Source organism: Paraburkholderia sp. EG304, assembly GCF_046543485.1.
GTDB classification, from domain to species: domain Bacteria; phylum Pseudomonadota; class Gammaproteobacteria; order Burkholderiales; family Burkholderiaceae; genus Paraburkholderia; species Paraburkholderia youngii.
In genome coordinates this window covers 114,941-130,511 of the sequence record NZ_JBKGUA010000001.1, presented here as the reverse complement: position 1 = coordinate 130,511, position 15,571 = coordinate 114,941, and the positions used below count along the sequence as shown (strand labels likewise).

General features: G+C 61.2%; 27 protein-coding genes. 6 read left to right on the top strand and 21 right to left on the bottom strand.

All coding sequences use genetic code 11. The features are described from left to right. Window positions 1–17: 17 nt before the first annotated feature. The gene (locus ACLFKU_RS00640; protein ID WP_410847861.1) at window positions 18–206 is read left to right on the top strand and encodes a hypothetical protein; all 189 of its coding nucleotides are present in this window, start codon (window positions 18–20) and stop codon (window positions 204–206) included. 255 nt (window positions 207–461) lie between these two features. Here the strand turns inward: ACLFKU_RS00640 and ACLFKU_RS00635 are convergent, their stop codons facing one another. The 11 genes from ACLFKU_RS00635 to ACLFKU_RS00585 all read right to left on the bottom strand — a co-directional run bounded on the left by ACLFKU_RS00635 (window position 462) and on the right by ACLFKU_RS00585 (window position 8,356). Beyond that, on the bottom strand, window positions 462–827 hold the full coding sequence (locus ACLFKU_RS00635; protein WP_410847860.1) for a hypothetical protein: 366 nt from the start codon (window positions 825–827) through the stop codon (window positions 462–464). Further along, on the bottom strand, window positions 824–1,312 hold the full coding sequence (locus ACLFKU_RS00630; RefSeq protein WP_410847859.1) for a glycoside hydrolase: 489 nt from the start codon (window positions 1,310–1,312) through the stop codon (window positions 824–826). The genes ACLFKU_RS00635 and ACLFKU_RS00630 overlap by 4 nt, the downstream gene beginning before the upstream one ends. Next, a complete protein-coding gene (locus ACLFKU_RS00625; RefSeq protein WP_410847858.1) occupies window positions 1,299–1,565 on the bottom strand; it encodes a hypothetical protein in 267 nt (88 codons plus the stop codon). The genes ACLFKU_RS00630 and ACLFKU_RS00625 overlap by 14 nt, the downstream gene beginning before the upstream one ends. Continuing rightward, window positions 1,562–1,909, bottom strand: a complete 348-nt coding sequence (locus ACLFKU_RS00620; protein ID WP_410847857.1) for a hypothetical protein — start codon at window positions 1,907–1,909, stop codon at window positions 1,562–1,564. The genes ACLFKU_RS00625 and ACLFKU_RS00620 overlap by 4 nt, the downstream gene beginning before the upstream one ends. Before the next feature lie 72 nt (window positions 1,910–1,981). Next, complete coding sequence (locus ACLFKU_RS00615) at window positions 1,982–2,845, bottom strand: hypothetical protein (protein WP_410847856.1); 864 nt, start codon at window positions 2,843–2,845, stop codon at window positions 1,982–1,984. 67 nt (window positions 2,846–2,912) lie between these two features. Next, window positions 2,913–3,224 (bottom strand): hypothetical protein, encoded by a 312-nt coding sequence (locus tag ACLFKU_RS00610; protein WP_410847855.1) that lies wholly within the window; start codon window positions 3,222–3,224, stop codon window positions 2,913–2,915. Between the two features lie 13 nt (window positions 3,225–3,237). Next, complete coding sequence (locus tag ACLFKU_RS00605; protein WP_410847854.1) at window positions 3,238–3,981, bottom strand: hypothetical protein; 744 nt, start codon at window positions 3,979–3,981, stop codon at window positions 3,238–3,240. After that, window positions 3,981–4,298 (bottom strand): hypothetical protein, encoded by a 318-nt coding sequence (locus ACLFKU_RS00600; RefSeq protein ID WP_410847853.1) that lies wholly within the window; start codon window positions 4,296–4,298, stop codon window positions 3,981–3,983. The genes ACLFKU_RS00605 and ACLFKU_RS00600 overlap by 1 nt, the downstream gene beginning before the upstream one ends. Further along, complete coding sequence (locus tag ACLFKU_RS00595; RefSeq protein ID WP_410847852.1) at window positions 4,298–7,690, bottom strand: host specificity protein J; 3,393 nt, start codon at window positions 7,688–7,690, stop codon at window positions 4,298–4,300. Before ACLFKU_RS00595 ends, ACLFKU_RS00600 begins: the two co-directional genes overlap by 1 nt. 34 nt (window positions 7,691–7,724) lie before the next feature. Beyond that, complete coding sequence (locus ACLFKU_RS00590; RefSeq protein WP_410847851.1) at window positions 7,725–7,916, bottom strand: hypothetical protein; 192 nt, start codon at window positions 7,914–7,916, stop codon at window positions 7,725–7,727. Window positions 7,917–7,936: 20 nt separating this feature from the next. Next, window positions 7,937–8,356, bottom strand: coding sequence for a hypothetical protein (locus ACLFKU_RS00585; RefSeq protein ID WP_410847850.1), 420 nt, complete (start codon window positions 8,354–8,356; stop codon window positions 7,937–7,939). Between the two features lie 60 nt (window positions 8,357–8,416). Here ACLFKU_RS00585 and ACLFKU_RS00580 point away from each other — a divergent pair, with 60 nt between their 5' ends. After that, entirely contained in the window at window positions 8,417–8,617 is a 201-nt protein-coding gene (locus ACLFKU_RS00580) for a hypothetical protein (protein WP_410847849.1), read from the top strand. A 104-nt stretch (window positions 8,618–8,721) separates the two neighbouring features. On the opposite strand, the gene ACLFKU_RS00575 is transcribed toward ACLFKU_RS00580, so the two are convergent. Genes ACLFKU_RS00575 through ACLFKU_RS00540 form a run of 8 tightly spaced genes read right to left on the bottom strand, consistent with a single transcriptional unit; the run spans window position 8,722 to window position 11,478 of the window. Continuing rightward, window positions 8,722–9,006: a BrnA antitoxin family protein gene (locus tag ACLFKU_RS00575; protein ID WP_410847848.1), complete on the bottom strand. Its 285-nt coding sequence runs from the start codon at window positions 9,004–9,006 to the stop codon at window positions 8,722–8,724. Beyond that, entirely contained in the window at window positions 8,990–9,259 is a 270-nt protein-coding gene (locus ACLFKU_RS00570) for a BrnT family toxin (RefSeq protein WP_410847847.1), read from the bottom strand. The genes ACLFKU_RS00575 and ACLFKU_RS00570 overlap by 17 nt, the downstream gene beginning before the upstream one ends. 49 nt (window positions 9,260–9,308) lie before the next feature. Next, window positions 9,309–9,854, bottom strand: a complete 546-nt coding sequence (locus ACLFKU_RS00565; RefSeq protein ID WP_410847846.1) for a hypothetical protein — start codon at window positions 9,852–9,854, stop codon at window positions 9,309–9,311. 41 nt (window positions 9,855–9,895) lie between these two features. Further along, window positions 9,896–10,147 (bottom strand): phage portal protein, encoded by a 252-nt coding sequence (locus ACLFKU_RS00560; RefSeq protein WP_410847845.1) that lies wholly within the window; start codon window positions 10,145–10,147, stop codon window positions 9,896–9,898. Beyond that, entirely contained in the window at window positions 10,144–10,479 is a 336-nt protein-coding gene (locus ACLFKU_RS00555; RefSeq protein ID WP_410847844.1) for a hypothetical protein, read from the bottom strand. Before ACLFKU_RS00555 ends, ACLFKU_RS00560 begins: the two co-directional genes overlap by 4 nt. After that, the gene (locus ACLFKU_RS00550; RefSeq protein ID WP_410847843.1) at window positions 10,476–10,904 is read right to left on the bottom strand and encodes a hypothetical protein; all 429 of its coding nucleotides are present in this window, start codon (window positions 10,902–10,904) and stop codon (window positions 10,476–10,478) included. Before ACLFKU_RS00550 ends, ACLFKU_RS00555 begins: the two co-directional genes overlap by 4 nt. 14 nt (window positions 10,905–10,918) lie before the next feature. Then, window positions 10,919–11,290 (bottom strand): DUF4406 domain-containing protein, encoded by a 372-nt coding sequence (locus tag ACLFKU_RS00545; RefSeq protein WP_410847842.1) that lies wholly within the window; start codon window positions 11,288–11,290, stop codon window positions 10,919–10,921. Continuing rightward, window positions 11,287–11,478 (bottom strand): hypothetical protein, encoded by a 192-nt coding sequence (locus ACLFKU_RS00540; RefSeq protein ID WP_410847841.1) that lies wholly within the window; start codon window positions 11,476–11,478, stop codon window positions 11,287–11,289. Before ACLFKU_RS00540 ends, ACLFKU_RS00545 begins: the two co-directional genes overlap by 4 nt. 181 nt (window positions 11,479–11,659) lie before the next feature. Here ACLFKU_RS00540 and ACLFKU_RS00535 point away from each other — a divergent pair, with 181 nt between their 5' ends. Further along, window positions 11,660–12,415: a hypothetical protein gene (locus tag ACLFKU_RS00535; protein ID WP_410847840.1), complete on the top strand. Its 756-nt coding sequence runs from the start codon at window positions 11,660–11,662 to the stop codon at window positions 12,413–12,415. Then, on the top strand, window positions 12,412–12,654 hold the full coding sequence (locus ACLFKU_RS00530; protein WP_410847839.1) for a helix-turn-helix domain-containing protein: 243 nt from the start codon (window positions 12,412–12,414) through the stop codon (window positions 12,652–12,654). Before ACLFKU_RS00535 ends, ACLFKU_RS00530 begins: the two co-directional genes overlap by 4 nt. A gap of 46 nt (window positions 12,655–12,700) precedes the next feature. Here ACLFKU_RS00530 and ACLFKU_RS00525 read toward each other — a convergent pair whose 3' ends face one another. Continuing rightward, entirely contained in the window at window positions 12,701–12,934 is a 234-nt protein-coding gene (locus ACLFKU_RS00525) for a hypothetical protein (RefSeq protein WP_410847838.1), read from the bottom strand. 37 nt (window positions 12,935–12,971) lie between these two features. Here ACLFKU_RS00525 and ACLFKU_RS00520 point away from each other — a divergent pair, with 37 nt between their 5' ends. After that, on the top strand, window positions 12,972–13,895 hold the full coding sequence (locus tag ACLFKU_RS00520; RefSeq protein ID WP_410847837.1) for a phage Gp37/Gp68 family protein: 924 nt from the start codon (window positions 12,972–12,974) through the stop codon (window positions 13,893–13,895). Between the two features lie 136 nt (window positions 13,896–14,031). Here ACLFKU_RS00520 and ACLFKU_RS00515 read toward each other — a convergent pair whose 3' ends face one another. Then, window positions 14,032–14,256 carry a hypothetical protein gene (locus ACLFKU_RS00515; protein ID WP_410847836.1) on the bottom strand — a complete coding sequence of 75 codons (225 nt, stop codon included), beginning with the start codon at window positions 14,254–14,256 and terminating at the stop codon, window positions 14,032–14,034. Window positions 14,257–14,520: 264 nt separating this feature from the next. Between ACLFKU_RS00515 and ACLFKU_RS00510 the strand changes: the two genes are divergently transcribed. Continuing rightward, window positions 14,521–15,534, top strand: coding sequence for a tyrosine-type recombinase/integrase (locus tag ACLFKU_RS00510; RefSeq protein ID WP_410847835.1), 1,014 nt, complete (start codon window positions 14,521–14,523; stop codon window positions 15,532–15,534). The last annotated feature ends 37 nt before the right edge of the window (window positions 15,535–15,571 follow it).

Here is a 15,571-nt window from a genome sequence, read left to right as displayed (position 1 = left end):
GTATTTTCACGTTCATCATGGGTGCAGTCGTCAAAGCGCTGCTACTCGCCCGCTATACCCTCGTTATTCACAACGGAATGAAAGTCACGAGCGAGGCCGAGTCGTGGACGCTGGACTTCGCGACTCAACTCAGGAAGATCGACGCCGCGCTTCAAGGCGCCGGGATCGACACCACAAAGCCCATGCTCGCGCCGGTCGAGTGGTGAGCCCTTTACAAGTGCCCAACGTGCTCTAAACTGAAGATTGGCGCGGAGCAATGCCACGCCAAGTCCACGCTAATTCGCCCGGCTTCGGCCGGGTCTCTTTTGGCGCCAGCCTACTTTCTGCCGTTTGGCTTCCAGCCGCACTGCTTGGCGCCAGCCAGGTTATGGGCAAGGATCGCTTTCGCCGTCTCATCGGTGAGCACGTCCGAATTGCTCACGTAGATAGGCTTCGTCCAATCACACGCAGTGTCAACGAATCTAGTGCGGACTTGCACCAACCGCTCCGCGGCCGGCGTCTTCGCCTGGTCGGCTCCACTCGTCGCGCAACTGGTGAGCAGCGGACCCAGCAGGCAAAGCAGCCACGTCATTCTCAACATTTGCTCTCTCCTTCTGTGCTGCGGCACCCTGCTGTGCAGCGGCCGCGTTCGCTTGGGCCTCGGCGTCGCGCACCTCGGCGGTTTGTGCTTGAGCCTGCGCTGCGCTCGTTTGAGCCTCGGCCACCTTCTGGCCGGCCGCGGCGACTTTCGATTTGGCGTTCATGTGAGACAGCGCGGCGAACACTGCCGCGAGCCCTGCAATCAGCCAAGGGCCAACCTTGAACGCGAGTGCAATTGCTTCGGTCACGTCGAAATCTCCCCGCCTGCCGCCTGATAAGCGGCCTGCAAATGCGCCATCTGGTTTTCGTGCTGACCGTATCCGGCGCCGGGAAGACTGGCCCACACGTTGGCGACCTTTGCGACCGCCTGCTGAAACTGCCCCGCGTCGATGAGCGGAAACGCGCCGTGCTCGCGCAACTGCTGCAGCGCATACCGGTCCTGCGAGATCGGCGAGAAGTCGCGCAGGAACATCTGCGCTTTGTAGAGGCGCCACCACTTGTAGAGGATCTGGTATCGCCCGGCGGCCGTCGAATTACAGGCGGCGTTGTAGACGTTCGGATGATCGGCGTACGACGAGAACAGCAACGGCTTCGAAGGCGTGCTGCCGACGAGCACGTTGTACCCGTCGTCGCTCAGCGGCAGCAGTTGGTTGCCGATCTCGCTGACCGCGATCATGTCGAGAAAGGCCACTCGGTTTTCGCCGCCCGCTGTCGCGGCGTCAATGCGAGCCATCGTCACCCTCCCGCGGCACGCGGCGCACCGACGTGTAGCGCAGCGCAAGGAAGGTTGCGCACAGGATCGTGTAGCTGATCGCCTGCTGCACGCTATGCGGCAGATACTGCTTCAGGTCGTCAGGCATTCCGTTCCACGTCTCGCGCAGCACCGCGCCGAGCGGCGCAACGGCGCCGACGGCAGCCGAGAAAATGACGGTGCCGCGCGTATGCAGCTTTTGCCAGCCGTCAGCCAGCGTGATCTTGAATTTCATTTCGTCCACCCCCGAGTTTCTGGACGCACGCCTGCGCGATCGTAGAGAAGCCGGTCCAGCTTCTCGTTGATTGCCTTGAGCTGCTCCTTGTTGTCCGATTTCTGCTCGTCCTGGTCCTTCTCGACGTGGCTCGTGCGATCCTCCAGGCTACTGATCCGCCTGTCAAAGTTGAGGTAGATCCCGAAGCCCGACCCCAGACTCGCCACAAGCATCGCGACAAGCGTCAAAAGCGTCGGCAGGTTCACCGACTTGTCGAACGACCATTGAGGGCCAGCTGCCCGCCGCTCCGTCACCGGTTGTCGCTCATGAATCACGCGCACCTCCTTTTCAAATCGCGCGGACATAAAAAAGCCGCCCGAAGGCGGCCAATAAAAAAGCCAGCTCGAAAGCTGGCTTTTGTTCGTATTCGATTTGCGTCAGGTTCCGGTGCCCGATGCCCCGCTCGCGGCGCTCGCGCCACTTGCGCCGCCGGCGGCTGCCGCCGCCTCCTTGTATCCCTCCGCGATCGAGTCTGCGACCGACTGGACCTGAAGGTTCTGCACATAGGCATCGGGCGTGCGGCAGTCGGCGCCCATATGCGCCACGTTGGCTGATGGAATCACCTGCCCCGTGCCTGAGAAGCTGAAGCCGACGCCGGTCTGGCCGATGAATCGGATCGGCGCCCCGTTGACCAGCGCATTGCTTTCTGCGGTCCACAGCCCCGCCGAGGCCGAGTTGGCCGTATCGCACGTGAACACCGGCGTCACCACGAAGACAGCCTTGCCCTCGACGGCCGCCCACTGCGAAAACACCAGCAGATCTTGCGAAAACTGCGCCATCGCTGCCTGTTGTGCCGGATCGCTGGCCGGCGTCACCATGTCGTCGAGCTGGAAGTTGACGACGAGCCACGAACTCGGGTCCGTCTTGAACTGGTCGGCGGTCGGCGCGATGCCGTTATGCTCGGTAGTCACGATCTGGTGCAGTGTCGTGCCGTCCATCACCTGCGCGGTGACATCAGCGGTCACGCCGCGCGCGGCGAGCGCGTCGGTCAGGCTCTGCACCGTGGCCTGGGCATCCGTGGTGCCGGACGCAGGCGTCGCCGATGCAGCGGCGGAGACGGCGCTTAACTGCGCATGCGCCACGGCTGTAGTCGAACCCGAGACCAGCGGCTTGCCATACATCGAAATCGTCAGCGGCTTGGCGGTCGGCTGCGGCGCGCTAACGCCGCTGTCACTGCCACCGCCGCCGCATGCGCTGAGACACATCGCCGTCAGCGCACCCACTACCATCAGTTTCCTCATCGTCGCCCCGTATATGGTGGTTGATCTTCCTGGTTTTCTTACGAAAGCTTAGCTGGAAATCTCGGCCTCAGTCCACAATTTCGGCGCCTGCGAATACGAAACGGTTCGCATACGGACCGCTGCCGTCCTGTGGAGCTGCGGCGACGAGTTGTTGCTGCGCATAGTCGCGGGCGTCGGCGCCGGCAGCGGGCAGGCCGGCGACGGTGATCTGCTGCGTATAGAGCGGGAATTTTCCGGCGTCGCGGGCATCTTTGCTCAGGTACGACGCGACTGTCGCATCGATCTGCGACGACACATAGTCGAGTGAAACCTGCTGCACAACGTGATAGCCGGCCGTCGCACCGGTTGACGGCGTTTCGAAATCTTTTTGAAGAGGCATGGCTGCTTCCTGGTTACATGTAGCTGAGATCAACTGCCATGAATCGCCAGTCGTATTGCGATCCAAAGACGACATTGTTGTTGGGGTGCGCCGGACTGCCGTTCTGGTAGTACTGGTATTTGAAATTCACCACGTTGCCAGCTGTCTGCAGGCCGCTGATGTTGTACCAACTGTTGCTGCCGCCACCTTCCGGGCAGATGAAAGCTGTGCCGATCGCGGCGACACCAATCTTGGCCACCGCAGGGTAGCTCCACGAATACGTGCGCGTGTCCACCTGAGCCCACTGCCCCCAGTCGGGGCCCGTGTTATTGATGTTTCCGGATTGCGTATCGATCACCCGAGCAATGCGCTGGCGAGCGTCGAAAACTAGCACGCCGTTCTGGTCGAACACCTGGAGACCGTAGCCGGGGCCCGACGGGGCCGCAGCCGGCGCCTGATCGAAGATGTAGACGGACACGGTCGCCGCATCACTCGTCCAGAGCTTGACCGTCCATGTGCCATTATTGTTGTTGACGCACTGCAGGATTGTCGCGAATGCGGTCGAGCAATACAGCGCTATGAGCGGCTGAACAGCGGTTATCGTGAAACTCGCGACATTGGCCGAGTAGTAGTACATGACGCCCGCGTTCGACTTGCCGCCATTCATGCTGCCGGCCGCTGTCGTTACATCCAACTTTTGCCGCAGCGCATAGTTCGGCGTCGTGCCGTCGATCTGAACCAACCCCGTATCAGTGAACGCCTGGAATCCGACCGTCATCAGCTCGCCCCGTAGAAAAGCGTGCCGAGCTGATACGTATCGTATTGCGCACTGTGCTTCGCGGCATACGACCAACTCAGAATTCCGGTGCTGGGGTCGATCGAAAAGCGCGGCGTGATTACGCCACCCGAAAGGTAGCCGTCCCCACACGTGATGTTTGGCTGGAACGAGACGAAGCCGCCCTGTTTTAGGCGGTCATCCTGCAGGCTGCTGCTGCTTCCATCCATGACCTGGGAACCGATGATGCGCAGCACCCGATACGTCGCATCGAAGATCAGGTTACCGTTCTGGTCCCAACATTGAAGTCCCGCAGCCATTACCAGAGCCCCAGTCGGACGCGCAGCGTACCGTTGTTGTCGTAGACCTGGAGCGTTGAATCGCTCAGCGTCAGATAGCCGCTCCCGCCGTTTGCACCATTAAGCGTGAGCGTCCCGTTCTTGTCCAGCTTCCACCGCGGCTGCCCATTCGCGCCGACGGCCGTTGACTGAATCACGTCGCCGATCATCGCGTCCTGAATCCAGCCCGTGCCAATGAGCGCTTGCGAAATGAACACCTGGCCGCCCTGAATCACAAACGGCGACGTAACAGCGCTACCGTTCGGGTCCAGCACCGCGAACCGGCTCGCAGACACGAGCACCTGAGATTCGACAGTGCCGCTACTGTTGTCGACGCCGACGCCGACACCCGCGATGTACGTGCGGCCGTTTGCCGTGATCTGGGTCTTGATCTGGTACGAGGCCGCGACGCGGCCGTTGAGGTCCGCATAGGACTGCGCGTTCGTCTGCGCGGCTGCCGTGTTTGCATTGGCCTGAGCCTGCACGGTCGTGATCTGCGATGCCATGGCGCTATCAGCATCGGCGCGCGCCTGAGTCTCCGTTTGAACCGCCGCGAGCAACGTCGCCTTCGTTGAGGAAATCTGAGCCGTCGTCGTATCAATGTTTTGCGCGAGCGCAAGGTCCGCCTCGGCGCGCGCGGACTGTTCCGACCAAACGCCAGCATAGACCTGCGTCGACCCGGCATAGTCGCCCGTGCTGCCCGCCATCTCGGGAATGACAACCTGAGCCGTCACCTGATCGATGCGGTTTGACAGCGCCGTGTCGCCGTCCGCGCGCGCCGTCTGTTCCGCCGTGATAGCTGCGGCGTTCACCTCGACGCTCTGCTGCAGGTCAGGAATTGCATCGATCGGCGTGAGCACGTCGGAACCCAGCTGCGTCTTCGTGATCTCGCCGGTGAGCATTTCGAGGATCGGCGTCGCATCGCTGCTGCTTTGACCGTTCACGCCGGCGCCGGTCGGGTACCACGGCCCGAGGTTGCCCGATGTGTCGACGAGCCGCGCCCAGAAGAAAAACGACTGGCCAGCCGCAAGACCCATCAGACTCGCGCGCGCCTGCGGATAGGCGTAGTCGGAAAGCTTGGTCGCGGTCGTGCAGTCGTTCGTCCGGCTGTACCATAACTCAGTGCGCTGCGTGTCGTTCGCCGAACCATCGGCAGGGATCGTCCAGTCGAGCTGGATCGCAAAAATCTGCGTCGTCGCGGTGAGCGACGTCACGGCCGGCGGTGGGCTCGTCTTGCCGGTAAGCGCCGTCTGCACGCTGTACGCGGGGATCGAGGTCACTCCGATGGCATTCTGCGCGCGCACGCGAGCGAGATAGTTGCCCTGGTAGATGCCGGCGACCTCGACCTGCAGCCCGCCTGTCTGGTTTGCTGAAACCCACTCGCCGCTGTCCTTCTGCCACTCTGGGATATAGCTCACAGCCTTGTCGGCTGCATCCCACGCGATCACCATATTCGTCTTGGCGATGCCCTGATCGGTGAACGAGTAGGTCGAGACGCGCACGTTCGTTGGCGGTACTTGTGCCGAGGGTGGCGTAATCGTCACCGGCCGCTGCTGGATCTGGGCGCCGTTGTCGATCGCCGCGTACTTGCCGGGCTCGTGCTGCGCCGCGCTGATCGTATAGGTGACCTGGCCGTTGTCGGAGCTTTCCTCGACGCCTGTCACCCGGAAGAGCTGCGAGACGAGTTCGGCGCTCTCCAGCATCCACACCGCGCCGTGCACCGCATCTTCGCCGAACGCTGACGTCACCGTAAGCGTGTCGCCGGCGACCGACTGCACGCTGCGCGCTTGCGCGATGCCGTCGGGCATGATCACCGTGAGCGTGTCGCCGGCCGCCGCTGTCGGCGCCTTGTCGAGCACCACGGTCGCCCCGCTCATCGAGCGGATGCGGCCACCGATGCGTCGGCCGGACTTGTTGGAGTCGGCGACGGCGATCACCTCGCCGGGCATGCACAGAGTGCCGTCGAGACCGACCTGAAACGACACCGTGTTCGTCTCGTAGCGGCTCGTCAGCAGCGTCCAAAGGCCAAGGCGGTGCGCCTGCCCCTGAGACGTCGTGCCGAAAGCCGTGATCTGCGCCTTGACGACGCCGTAGCGCGCGAGGCCGTCGTCGTCGGAAACGTATTCGACGGCCTGCTTGTACTGATTCGCCGGGTCGTTCCAGCTCACCTGAGCCACGGTGTAGCGCGACTTGCGCTCCGACCCGACGTATTCGAACTTGCCGCCGACCACGTTCGCCTGCGTGTACACGTGCACCGGATCGGACGGCATGTCTGCCGTCGCGACGACGTTGCCGGCGCCCCAATACGCCTGGCCGCGAAAGATGCCGGCGATGTCCTGCAGTACCTTGAAGGCGTCCGACTGCGACTGGATCACGCAATTGCAGATGAAGCGGGGCTCCTGGCCGCCCTTGCCATCCGACACCATGACGTCGCAGTACTGCGCGATCTCATACAGGGACCACTTGTCGAGCGACGACGCGTCGACGAACTTGCCGGCACCGTATCGATCGTTCCGCACGAGGTCATAGAAGACCCATGCCGGGTTGTTGGTCCACGCCTGTTTGAATGTGCCGTCCCATGCGCCGGAGTACGTTCTTGCCTCCGAGTCGTAGTTAGACGGCACGCTAATGATCCGGCCTTTCACGTCAAACGATCGCGTCGGCACCGAACTGAACGAACGGGCATCGAACTGCATGCCGACGAGCGCGCTCATCGGATAGCGCAGCTTGCGATCGATGATCTCGGTGATCGCCTCGATGTTGACGGTGTCCTGAATATAGGTGTTGTGCGCGTTCGGCGTGATGCGGCGTACGCGCACCAGCCAACCGGTCGTCGCGGCAGGAAGCTCGATGCGCGGGCTGCGTTCGTACAGAGAGGTCGTCTTGCCATCGAACGCGCCAGAGAGGACCTGCGCATAGGATCCACCATCCACAGCAACGTCGATCGCGTACTCGATGCGATAGCCGGTTACGTCGCCCGACGAGGTGTTCGTTTGCTCGAGCGCCGGCACGCCGAAGCGAATCCGCACCGCGGTGAGCTGGATGTTCTCGACCTGCCGCACCCATGGCGCGTCGCTAGTGAGCGCAACGCCGATGGCCGTTTCGTTTTCGACTGATGGAAAGCCGCTCAGAAAGTCCTGATCCTGCGTGCCAACGCGCGTATCGACAGTGTAGTTCGAGAAGTTCGTCGAGCCGTCCGGGTTCTGGACCGGTGTGCCGTCGAGAAATACGGATTGCAGCCCGTTGACAAGCCCCACAATCGGGCCTTCCGAGATCAGGTCGAGCACCTTCGCATAGGCGATCGAATGCAGGCTGTCTGGCGATTCCGACGGCGACCCGCCGCCACCGCCGCCCTTTGCTCCCGAAATTCGCATCAGCTTTGATCCTCGGCATAGATGCCAGAACTGATCACCTTCGACCCGACCACCAACCGCAGCGCTGACACTTAAACTGCTGAGCAACAGCGACGCGCTGGCGCGTCTTGACCCAGCGACTGCCGCGAATGCGCGGCGTCGTGCCTGCCTTCGCTTCGAGCATCGGCACGCGCGTGGCTGTCAGCGACTGCACGCGCGGCTTGAGCGTCGTTAGCTTGCGACTCATGCGAAGTGCAGGCGCGACGATCAGGCGGCCGGTTGCGCTGCAGCTGCAGCGTCAGGTGCCGGATAAGCAGCAGCAAGCGCGGCATTGGTCGCGGCCTGCACTGCGTCTGCGCTCAGCGCGGCGTCGATTGCCTTGAGTGCGAGAGCGATCTGGATTGCGACATTGACGTTGTTCATACTTACCTCGGTGGTTGAATCGTTGATGGTGAATTCGCCGCTCTTTGAGATGGTCCAGCTGGCGCCCTTGACGGTTGAATCAAGCGACACGCCCGCGTCTCTTCGGTCGCCGAGCTCGACTGCGATCGCCGCCCGCAACTGGCTAACGCAATCGGCGATCGCGTTCTCGGCGGCCTTTGCGTCTACAACGATACGAGTCTCAATTGTCGTGGCTTCGCCTTTGAACCACGAGACGATCTTCTGAATGATGGCTTTCGGGTTCATAGCGGGCAGGTAGAATCGTTGCGCCGGAAGGGCCGGCACAACAAAAAAGGAGTTTCGAATATGGGGCAGTTTTCAAGCAGCGGCGCAGGCCAACTGATCAAGGAAGTGGTTTCTGCAGCGTTTTCCAGCGGCGGAGCGAAGCTCATCGGACCGGTTACTCCGGCGCACGCGGAAGCTAACGCCAAGGCCGATGCAATCTATTTGAGCACCTTGATCAACAATGTGTACGCGCAATTGAAGGGCAATTCGTCGCACGAGTAACAAAAAAGCCCGCGCGGCGCGAACCGTGCGGGCTTTTCTTTGGACGAGCGAAGTCGCCACGGACGAGACATTACCAAAGAACTTGCGGGTTTACAACTGCCCTTTTACGCTGGCTGATGGTCCTTCAGCCAATCGCGCAGCGCATCGTTCATGCGCGTCTGCCAACCATCGCCGGATGCCTTGAACGCCTCAACGATGTCCGCATCGTATCGAACGGACAACAGAACCTTCGGCGTATCAAGGCGTGGCCGACCACGCGCGCCGAGTCGCTTCATCTTCTTGAAGTCTTCATCGGGCACCTCGTAAGTGTCCGGGTCCGCGGCGATGCCGCGATTGATTGCCGCGTCTTCTTCATCCGTCGGCATGACGATCTTACGTTTGTTCGACATAGCTCTTTACCTCGCGCTTGTTCGCCTTTCGCATGCTGATGATGTGCATTGCGTTGCCGCGCTGTGTGAACACGACGCAGTAAAGGCGATCACCGATGACGCCGAAACCGACTTCGCGCACTTCCGTATAGTCTGCGCGGGTATCGACGTATGCCATCACGTCCGACCAGTCCAGCATCGCTGCCATTTCGAGCGAAACACCGTGCTTCTCGATGTTCGATTCGTTCTTTGCGGGGTCGTAGGTGATGTCCATGTAAATAATTGTAGCTACGTTTAATCGACTGCGCAAGGATTATTTGTAGCTACGTTTTATTGTCGATGCGAATGAGACCTTTGGCGAACAGCGCAGGGAGCAGGACGCGCTTCGCGTCCGCATAGTCGGCGTCCTGCGTCGCGGGACTGCGCGGGTTGCGGAACACGACAGCGCCAGCAACAAAGTTGCGCACAGCGGTCATGACCGCGATGCGATGAGCGAGCGACAGCCTCTGGATCAGCGGATCGACGGCCTCGCCGGTCGCCGCGCGCAACTGGCGGTCGACGGTGTCGGACAGATCGTCGTAGTCCATCCACTGATTGCTGATCTTGAAGTCGCGGCAGCTCGCCGACGCGCGACCGTACCCAAGGGCAGGCTCATATGCCTGGCTCCACTCGTACCACTCCGTCAGAATCGCGTCGATCTCGTCTACGGCAATGGCGTTTGTCGTCATGTTGGGTTGCCTCTTTCCGTATTGTTGGCAGCGGTCGCCATGTGTGTTGCCGAGTGCGCAGATGGTATGCATGGTGACGATGAATTCGTAGATTCGCTCGTGCGGGCAGCCTAAGCAGGTCGGCCGTTCAGTGGCGACCATGGTCGCGAGCGGATCGCCGTATGCAATGCGATGCCGCGCATTCACATAACCACCGTGAAGTGAATGCCGTTATGCGTGAACCAGTCGTCCAGCGCATGCCGCAAATTTGGGCTGTGCGGCCATGCGTATTCGATCTGCGTCACGCCACTCGACGTCTCCCTGATCTCGCCACTAAATGGGCAGTTATCGAACGCGATGAGTTCCGCGCCGGTGACCGTGTCGCGATGGCGCAGCGCCGAATCGATCAGCTGCTCGGGCACGGCGTCGTACAGGATGTATGCGTGCGCGCTCACGGTTCTATCTCCTTCACGTCCCGCTCCGTTTCCCCGCTAAGGAGAAACTCCTGCAGCGTCTGCCTGTTGTCTTTCACGATGGCCCGACACAGGAAAACGCCAGGCGCTACCCATCCAATGTCATTCGCGTCGATCCCTGCGCGGTGGTGCTCAGGAATCCAGGCGTGAACATGGATGCTTGGTAGGTCACGGTCGAACCGGCTCGGCGGTCCGATCAGCTTGTAGACCGTCGTCACAATCGGTCGGTAGCGTTGGTATTTCGTGATAAACCCCATGCCCTGACGACGCTTGTGGTAACCCTCACCGTCGGGAATCAATACCTGCAAAATCAAGCTGCCTCCTGCATTTCAAGTCCCATTTTCCGAGCGCGCCGCGGCAGCCAGCGCGCCAACGCCGCGTCGAATCGCGCGAATTTCTCCTCGCGCGACGCCGGCCCCTGATCCAACCACTGGTGACACAACATGCAACCCGGCAGCGTTCGCTCGTGGCTCGCTTTCAACCCCACGCCCTTGCCCGCGCTCAGCCGGTTGTCGTGGCACGGCACGACGGTCGGATCGGCCCAATCGCTGCGCGCGCACTTCACGTTCAGGTAGCAGGGCTCGCCGCGGCACGCTGCCAGGTATTTCGAGCCCTCCGCGACTGTCAGGCGTTTGCGCTTCGTCTTCATCGCTGCCTTGCGTGCCAGCGTCTGTGTGTTGCGGTCGAGCTGCGCCTTGAATGCGCCCGGCTCTTTGCGTTTGAAGCCTGTTCGCTTCATCGGCGCCGATCGCTTCAAGCCGCCTCCCGGACAATTTCAACGACAGCAGCGCTGGACAGCACCGGAATGTCGTTATCGAGCAGCCCTATCAGGTGCGCCGCCATGTAGACGCGGAGACCGAGGTCGCGCACGAGGTTGTGCTCGATGGGCGCGCCACGCGATTGCTCCCAACCCGGAAGCAATGCGATACCGTCGCATTTCTCAGTCATGATCGCGGCGATGTCGGCACGCATGCAGTCGAGCCATTTGGCGGTCGGATCGGCATTGATCTCCGCCGGGTTGACGATCTCGAAGCCAAGCGCGCGCAGTCGGGCTGCCTCGGCATGGAAAGCCGGGAAGTTCAGTTCGGGATAGCCCGACATCGGGCCTGCCAGATAGAGCTTCATGCGTGCGCCCTCCCGGCCGAGACAATCGCGTGCATGACGGCGAACACCATGTCACCGCCCAACACGCGGGCCGCGAGTCTTTCCTTGCGCGCGAGATAGCGCGGATTCGGCTTGTAGTCGGCACTGCGCGAAAACGGCTTGCCGGTCAATTCATAGAGCGCGCGATATTTCGATTCGCTCCCCTTCACGTGACCGCTACCCGAAGTGCCGGCACCCGCGCAATCTCCGGGCCGATCTATTCGGCGAATATCCGGTTTTCCTGCTTGCTGAATCTCACCGGACATTCAGCGGTGAAGACGAAAAGAGAATGCCATCGATCTGCGGCAAGTCGGGACGATGGTTTGACGATGGCGAAGACTAAGGGCGCACATGCGGTTTTTTACGGGCCTGCACCAGCCGTCTGACGCGAAACACTTCGACGCGGCATTCATCAGCAAGAACCGGCTGAAGGCTCGCAAGTCGGGTTTCGCGGTCGGCGACTGGATCATGGACAGCGGCGCATTCACCACGATCTTGACGCACGGCGGCTATCCCGAAGGCGTGGAGGTGTACGCGGCAGAGATTAAACGCTGGTCGACGAACGGAAATTTGTTGGCGGCGGTGGCGCAGGACTACATGTGCGAGGCACACATGCTGAAGATCACCGGCATGACGATCGAGCAACACCAGCAGCTCACGATCGAGCGATACGACGCGCTAATGCAATGCGACGTCGGCCGCGTCTACATCCTGCCGGTGTTGCAGGGTTATTCGCCGGAAGACTACGTGCGACACATTGCGATGTATGGCGAACGACTGAAGCACGGTGCATGGGTCGGCGTCGGATCGGTCTGCAAGCGAAACGGCGACCCGCGCGCGATCGAGGCGGTGCTGATGGCGATCAAGGCAGTGCGGCCGGATCTGAAGCTTCACGGATTCGGCCTGAAATCGACGGCGCTGTCGTCGTGGATTGTGCGCGCACTGCTGCATACGGCCGACTCGATGGCTTGGAGCTTCGCCGCGCGCAAGCAGGGCCGCAACGCCAACGACTGGCGCGAGGCGAAACGCTGGACTGAACGAATCGCGGAAATCCCCGAGCCCACACAGGCCGGACTGTTCACCGCACAGGAGCTATGCACGCTATGAACGAGACGATTGGCGCACGAATCCGGCGCCTTAGAAAGAACCGCGGCATGAGCCTCGCCGCAGTCGGAGACCGGGTCCGGATGTGCGGTACGTACGTCGGACAGGTTGAGCGCAACGAGCATGCGCCCGGCCTGATGCTGGCCGCTGAGCTGGCGAAGCAATTCGACGTCAGTCTCGACTACATCGCCGGCCTGACAGATCACGAGAACAATCCATACGTAAAACGCCACACCGCCTAACCGAGTACACCACCATGACCAAAGACGAACTGAAGGGCCCAACCGATCAAAACGCCATGGCGACAAGCTGGAAGAATGCGCCAACGCCAACGAGCATAAGACATGGCCTGACCAGCTTCTGACGCCGATGCATCCTAATTCGCTTCTCCTTATCCGGCTCACCGATGAGGCTAACTGAGCCATCAGGATTGTATTTCGGCGCAGGAGAAAACAAGGCCGCACCAACTCCGCCGAAAGTCACAAGAAGAAGTCCGATTATGTTCAGAACCGTACTGGCCATGGTCTCGTTTCCAACGTTATTTCAGGGAAATCCTAGCATGAGCGAGAACAGCAAAATCGAGTGGACCGACCACACGTTCAATCCGTGGGAAGGCTGCCAGAAAGTCGGGCCCGGCTGCGATCACTGCTACGCCGAAACGCGCAATGCGCGATTCTCTGGCGGCACCGCAATCAACTGGGGCCCGGGCGCGCCGCGGCGGCGCACCTCGCCGGCCAACTGGCGCAAGCCGCTCGCGTGGAATGCGGCGCATGACGAGTTCTTCGCCGTGCATGGCCGGCGCCAGCGCGTGTTCTGCGCGTCGCTCGCCGACGTGTTCGACAACGCTGTCGATCCGACGTGGCGCCGCGATCTCTTCAACCTGATCGCGAAGACACCGAACCTCGACTGGCTTCTGCTGACGAAGCGGATCGGAAACGTTATGCAGATGATCAGCGAGACGGCTCAGTACCGGTTCGACCTGGAATGCATCGAGTCGCCGCGACTGCCCGACAACGTCTGGCTCGGCGCGACGGTCGTCAATCAGGCCGAAGCAGACCGCGACATCCCGAAGCTGCTCGCGGTACCGGCGCGCGTGCGGTTCCTCTCGATGGAGCCCTTGCTCGGGCCGGTGAACCTGTGGCTTCCGACTCGCACATGGACGAACAGCGCGGGCGATACGACCTGCGATCACTGCTGCAACGGCGACCGTTGCGACGATCCTACGCATTACGAGCGCGGGATGCCCGAGTGGCGCGTCCGCTGCCCGCATTGCCGCGGCACGGGCAATGGCAAGCCGATCGATTGGGTAATCGTCGGCGGCGAGAGCGGCACTGATGCGCGGCCAATGCATCCTTCATGGCCGCGTGCGCTCCGCGATCAGTGCGCCGCAGCAGGCGTGCCGTTCCTGTTCAAGCAATGGGGGGAATGGACGCCTAGTGAGAACGTCCAGCGCCAGACTGGCGTCGTCAAGACCGCGGACTGATTCGCTCAGAAGTGGATGTTCGGCGAAGAAAGTCTTGCCAGCCACGGTCACATCGACGATGAGCCCGACCTCTATCGCGTCGGCAAAAAGGAAGCCGGCCGCTACCTCGACGGTCGCACGCACGACGATTTTCCGGCTACCGCTGATCTAGCTCCTGCGCTGCAATGCTGAACCCAAGATCGAATCCTTCCGACATTCGGTCAGCGATAAAGCGCCCGACAACTTTCTCACCATCGATATAGACGTGAACGGGGTACTTGTCGGAGTTTGCATCGTAGCCCGTTACCACTTCTACTTTACGGCCCTTGATTTCATCGGTTTGTACGTTCCGCGCGCCGTGTTCGGTTTGGATCCTGGCCATGAGCGCCTCCATATCAAAGGAAGGAAAATCCTAGCATGACCGCAGCAGCACAACGAATGATTGAAACCACGCGCAAACACTGGGGTGTGTAATGGACATTGCGAAAGGAAAGCGCGTCAGCGCGACGGAGGCGGCCGAGATTCTCGGCGTGCCTCGATACGCGATCAGCCGGATAGACCGCGCCGGCGAAATCATTCAACGATACAAGCTCGGCCACAAAACGCACGTCTACGAACTCGAGTCGCTCTACAAATTCCTCGCATCATGCCAATCGAAACCATTACAAAGGCCGGCCGCCGCCGCTATCGCTGGACGTTCGAACGCGTCATCGAAGGTAGCCGCGTTCGAAAAGCCAAGCTTCTCCCTGCGGGCATTTCTGCAAAGCAGGCCGACGAGCTAGGCCGCAAATGGGACGCGGAGACCTACGCGCTGCACACAGGCGTCGTGAAGGAAATTGTCACGATCGGTGACTGCGTTCTCGCGCATCTCACGGACAAGCGCGCGAGCTGGAAGGATGGGCTGAAGCGGGTGCAGATTCTGGAAAAATGGGCTCCCGAATACGCAGAGCAAGACGCGAACGATTTGCACGCCTGGTCGATCCGGTTCGTCGGGTACATGCGGGCGAAGGTCGACCATCGAGGCATGGCGAAGCGCCCATTGTCCGATGCTGCGATCCGAAACGTTCTGGCCTACCTGCGCGCAGCGATCAAGTATGCCCACAAAATCGGGCGAATCGAAGTCGACCAGACGGCACGAATGGTCATACCGGCCGTCAACAACGAGCGGCACCACTACCCGCAGCGGAAAGAGATGCTAGAGATCGCGCGCGCATGTCAGCATCGCGAGGTGCGCGCCGCTATCCGGATCGCGTTCTATTCGGGTATGCGCCGCGGTGAGATTCTGCGGGCGAAGGTTTCGAGGCAAGGGTATTCGCTCGACGACACGAAGAACGGCCGGCCGCGCATCATCCCCATCCACCCGCGAATTGCGGTGTTGGCGCGCCGCGTTCGCTTCACCCTCACGGTCAAGCAGTTTGAGGAGGCATGGAAGCGCGCCCGAGCTGAGGCGGGATACCCGCATACGAAATTTCACGATCTTCGGCATGGTGCCGCATCTGAGATGATCAACGCCGGCATCGATCTCTTTACGGTCGGTGGCGTGCTCGGGCACAAGTCCGTCGTATCGACGAAGCGATACTCGCACCTGGTCACGGAGAGGCTGGCGGCAGCAGTTGGGAAGATCGGGCAGAAGAGGAAGGAACCGGAAAATCCGGTTTAGGGCAGAAAAACACACACCCTTCGCTCTGGGTTGTCGC

What these genes read in the sequence shown, in the direction of transcription:
- ACLFKU_RS00640 (WP_410847861.1), top strand. Translation starts at nt 18, where the DNA reads ATGGGTGCAGTCGTCAAAGCGCTGCTACTCGCCCGCTATACCCTCGTT.
- ACLFKU_RS00630 (WP_410847859.1), bottom strand. Translation starts at nt 1,312, where the DNA reads ATGGCTCGCATTGACGCCGCGACAGCGGGCGGCGAAAACCGAGTGGCC.
- ACLFKU_RS00625 (WP_410847858.1), bottom strand. Translation starts at nt 1,565, where the DNA reads ATGAAATTCAAGATCACGCTGGCTGACGGCTGGCAAAAGCTGCATACG.
- ACLFKU_RS00620 (WP_410847857.1), bottom strand. Translation starts at nt 1,909, where the DNA reads ATGTCCGCGCGATTTGAAAAGGAGGTGCGCGTGATTCATGAGCGACAA.
- ACLFKU_RS00615 (WP_410847856.1), bottom strand. Translation starts at nt 2,845, where the DNA reads ATGAGGAAACTGATGGTAGTGGGTGCGCTGACGGCGATGTGTCTCAGC.
- ACLFKU_RS00610 (WP_410847855.1), bottom strand. Translation starts at nt 3,224, where the DNA reads ATGCCTCTTCAAAAAGATTTCGAAACGCCGTCAACCGGTGCGACGGCC.
- ACLFKU_RS00605 (WP_410847854.1), bottom strand. Translation starts at nt 3,981, where the DNA reads ATGACGGTCGGATTCCAGGCGTTCACTGATACGGGGTTGGTTCAGATC.
- ACLFKU_RS00600 (WP_410847853.1), bottom strand. Translation starts at nt 4,298, where the DNA reads ATGGCTGCGGGACTTCAATGTTGGGACCAGAACGGTAACCTGATCTTC.
- ACLFKU_RS00595 (WP_410847852.1), bottom strand. Translation starts at nt 7,690, where the DNA reads ATGCGAATTTCGGGAGCAAAGGGCGGCGGTGGCGGCGGGTCGCCGTCG.
- ACLFKU_RS00590 (WP_410847851.1), bottom strand. Translation starts at nt 7,916, where the DNA reads ATGAGTCGCAAGCTAACGACGCTCAAGCCGCGCGTGCAGTCGCTGACA.
- ACLFKU_RS00585 (WP_410847850.1), bottom strand. Translation starts at nt 8,356, where the DNA reads ATGAACCCGAAAGCCATCATTCAGAAGATCGTCTCGTGGTTCAAAGGC.
- ACLFKU_RS00580 (WP_410847849.1), top strand. Translation starts at nt 8,417, where the DNA reads ATGGGGCAGTTTTCAAGCAGCGGCGCAGGCCAACTGATCAAGGAAGTG.
- ACLFKU_RS00575 (WP_410847848.1), bottom strand. Translation starts at nt 9,006, where the DNA reads ATGTCGAACAAACGTAAGATCGTCATGCCGACGGATGAAGAAGACGCG.
- ACLFKU_RS00570 (WP_410847847.1), bottom strand. Translation starts at nt 9,259, where the DNA reads ATGGACATCACCTACGACCCCGCAAAGAACGAATCGAACATCGAGAAG.
- ACLFKU_RS00565 (WP_410847846.1), bottom strand. Translation starts at nt 9,854, where the DNA reads ATGGTCGCCACTGAACGGCCGACCTGCTTAGGCTGCCCGCACGAGCGA.
- ACLFKU_RS00550 (WP_410847843.1), bottom strand. Translation starts at nt 10,904, where the DNA reads ATGAAGCGAACAGGCTTCAAACGCAAAGAGCCGGGCGCATTCAAGGCG.
- ACLFKU_RS00545 (WP_410847842.1), bottom strand. Translation starts at nt 11,290, where the DNA reads ATGAAGCTCTATCTGGCAGGCCCGATGTCGGGCTATCCCGAACTGAAC.
- ACLFKU_RS00535 (WP_410847840.1), top strand. Translation starts at nt 11,660, where the DNA reads ATGCGGTTTTTTACGGGCCTGCACCAGCCGTCTGACGCGAAACACTTC.
- ACLFKU_RS00530 (WP_410847839.1), top strand. Translation starts at nt 12,412, where the DNA reads ATGAACGAGACGATTGGCGCACGAATCCGGCGCCTTAGAAAGAACCGC.
- ACLFKU_RS00525 (WP_410847838.1), bottom strand. Translation starts at nt 12,934, where the DNA reads ATGGCCAGTACGGTTCTGAACATAATCGGACTTCTTCTTGTGACTTTC.
- ACLFKU_RS00520 (WP_410847837.1), top strand. Translation starts at nt 12,972, where the DNA reads ATGAGCGAGAACAGCAAAATCGAGTGGACCGACCACACGTTCAATCCG.
- ACLFKU_RS00515 (WP_410847836.1), bottom strand. Translation starts at nt 14,256, where the DNA reads ATGGCCAGGATCCAAACCGAACACGGCGCGCGGAACGTACAAACCGAT.
- ACLFKU_RS00510 (WP_410847835.1), top strand. Translation starts at nt 14,521, where the DNA reads ATGCCAATCGAAACCATTACAAAGGCCGGCCGCCGCCGCTATCGCTGG.